Source organism: Pseudomonas sp. Sample_9 (genome assembly GCF_004307535.1).
Taxonomy (GTDB): Bacteria; Pseudomonadota; Gammaproteobacteria; order Pseudomonadales; family Pseudomonadaceae; genus Aquipseudomonas; species Aquipseudomonas mercuritolerans.
This window is the reverse complement of sequence record NZ_RAZO01000323.1, coordinates 1-2,123: the sequence shown is the minus strand read 5'-3', so window position 1 is coordinate 2,123 and position 2,123 is coordinate 1. Positions and strand designations below refer to the sequence as shown.

The 2,123-nt window shown below is 61.5% G+C and carries 2 protein-coding genes; one reads left to right on the top strand and one right to left on the bottom strand.

Annotated elements, in window-relative coordinates; all coding sequences use genetic code 11:
- Positions 1–1,242 (top strand): sodium:proton antiporter (locus tag D6877_RS18050; RefSeq protein WP_130911675.1); only part of this gene is annotated, 1,242 nt, incomplete at its 5' end.
- Here D6877_RS18050 and D6877_RS18045 read toward each other — a convergent pair.
- Positions 1,243–2,123: formate/nitrite transporter family protein (locus D6877_RS18045; protein ID WP_130911653.1), on the bottom strand; the 881-nt coding region annotated here is incomplete at its 5' end.

Here is a 2,123-nt window from a genome sequence, read left to right as displayed (position 1 = left end):
ATCTGCCTCACCACCCTCCTGACCTTCGTCAATTTCCGCTTTATCGGCCTGCCGCCGACCATCGGCGTGATGGTTACCGCCCTGCTGTTCTCACTGCTCCTGCAAGGCCTCAGCGTCCTCGGCTTCCCCGGTCTGGAAGACCGCGTGCAACAACTGATCGGCCAGATCGACTTCGGCGATCTGCTGATGAACTGGATGCTCTCGTTCCTGCTGTTCGCCGGCGCCCTGCACGTCAACTTGAATGACTTGCGCAGCTACCGTTGGCCGATCGGCCTGTTGGCGACCTTCGGCGTGTTGATCGCCACCGTGGTGATCGGCAGCCTCGCCTTCTACATTTTTGCCCTGTTCGGCTGGCACGTGAGTTTCCTCTACTGCCTGTTGTTCGGCGCGCTGATCTCTCCGACCGACCCGATTGCCGTGCTCGGCGTGTTGCGTACCGCCAACGCTTCGAAACCACTGAAAACCACCATCGTCGGCGAATCACTGTTCAACGACGGCACGGCGGTGGTGGTCTTCACTGTGCTGCTGGGCATCGCGCAACTGGGCGAAACCCCGACCGTCAGCGCCACGGCCATGCTCTTCGTCCACGAAGCGATTGGTGGTGTGTTGTTCGGCGGGCTGATCGGTTATCTGGTCTATCGCATGATCAAAAGCGTCGAGCAGCACCAGATTACCGTGATGCTGACCCTGGCCCTGGTGATCGGCGGTTCGGCGATGTCCACCGAACTGCACGTCTCGGCGCCGATTGCGATGGTGGTCGCCGGGCTGATCATCGGTAACCTCGGGCGCAATCTGGCGATGAACGACATGACCCGTCGCTATCTGGACGGTTTCTGGGAGTTGCTCGATGACATGCTCAACGCGCTGCTGTTTGCGCTGATCGGCATGGAGTTGTTGCTGCTGCCGTTCAACTGGCTGCACATGGCCGCTGCAGGTCTGCTGGCGGTGGCGATTCTGCTGTCGCGCCTGCTTACCGTGGCGCCGGCGATCCTGCTGCTGCGTCGCTGGCGCTCAGTGCCGGCTGGCACCATCCGCATCCTCACCTGGGGCGGTTTGCGCGGTGGTGTGTCGGTGGCACTGGCGCTGGCCCTGCCGCTGGGCCCGGAACGCGATCTGCTGCTGAGCATCACCTACATCGTGGTGCTGTCGTCGATCCTGCTGCAGGGCCTGACCATCGGCAAACTGGTCAAGCACGCGACGCGTAATGAGCCGGCCAGCGTGCCTGAGCCAGCCCACCACTGATCATTTCTTGATCGACTGCGGATCGGGCTCAACAGCCTGATCCGCAGATTCCTTCGGCGCACCGCTTTCACTGCGAATCTGCGCATGGCTGATCAGCGCGAAGATAAAGCTGCCGCCGATGATATTTCCTGCCAGCGTCGGCGCAGCGAACACCGCCCAGAAATCACTCCACGGCAACTCTCCGGCAAACACCAGATAGGACACTTCCGCCGATCCGACGACGATGTGGGTGAAATCGCCCAGTGCCATGAAGTAGGTGATGAGGATGATGATCCACATCTTCGCGCTCTCCATGGACGGGATCATCCAGACCATGGTGGCGATCATCCAGCCGGAGACGATGCCCTTGGCGAACATCTGACTGGCGCTGTGCTCCATGACCTTGCGGCCGATTTCGAGGAAGGCGACGTCGGTTTTGCTGTCGAAAATCGGCAGTTCCAGCATCACGTACGCCACCAGAATCGTCCCGCAGAGGTTGCCGACCAATACCACTGTCCACAGACGGATCAGGCGCAGGAAATTCTTCAGCGTCGGCCTGGTCATCACCGGCAGCACGGCGGTCAGGGTGTTTTCGGTGAACAGTTGCTGGCGCGCGAGGATGACCGCGAGGAAACCGGCGCAGTAGCCGAAACTGGCGATCACCTTGAATTCGTCGCCGTCCGGCAGGCGCGAATTGAGCAATCCCATGCCCATCAGCGACAGGCCCATGGTCAACCCTGCCGCCAGCGCCGACCACCACAGCGCGGCAATGCTGCGCTCCAGTTCCTGATCGCCCTGAGTGCGGATGATTTCATGCAGAACGGCCGCGCGCGGCGGCTGGCTCTTTTCGACCTCGTGCTGCTCCTTGGCCGAGAGGTCGGGGGTCTTGTCGCTTGTGGGGG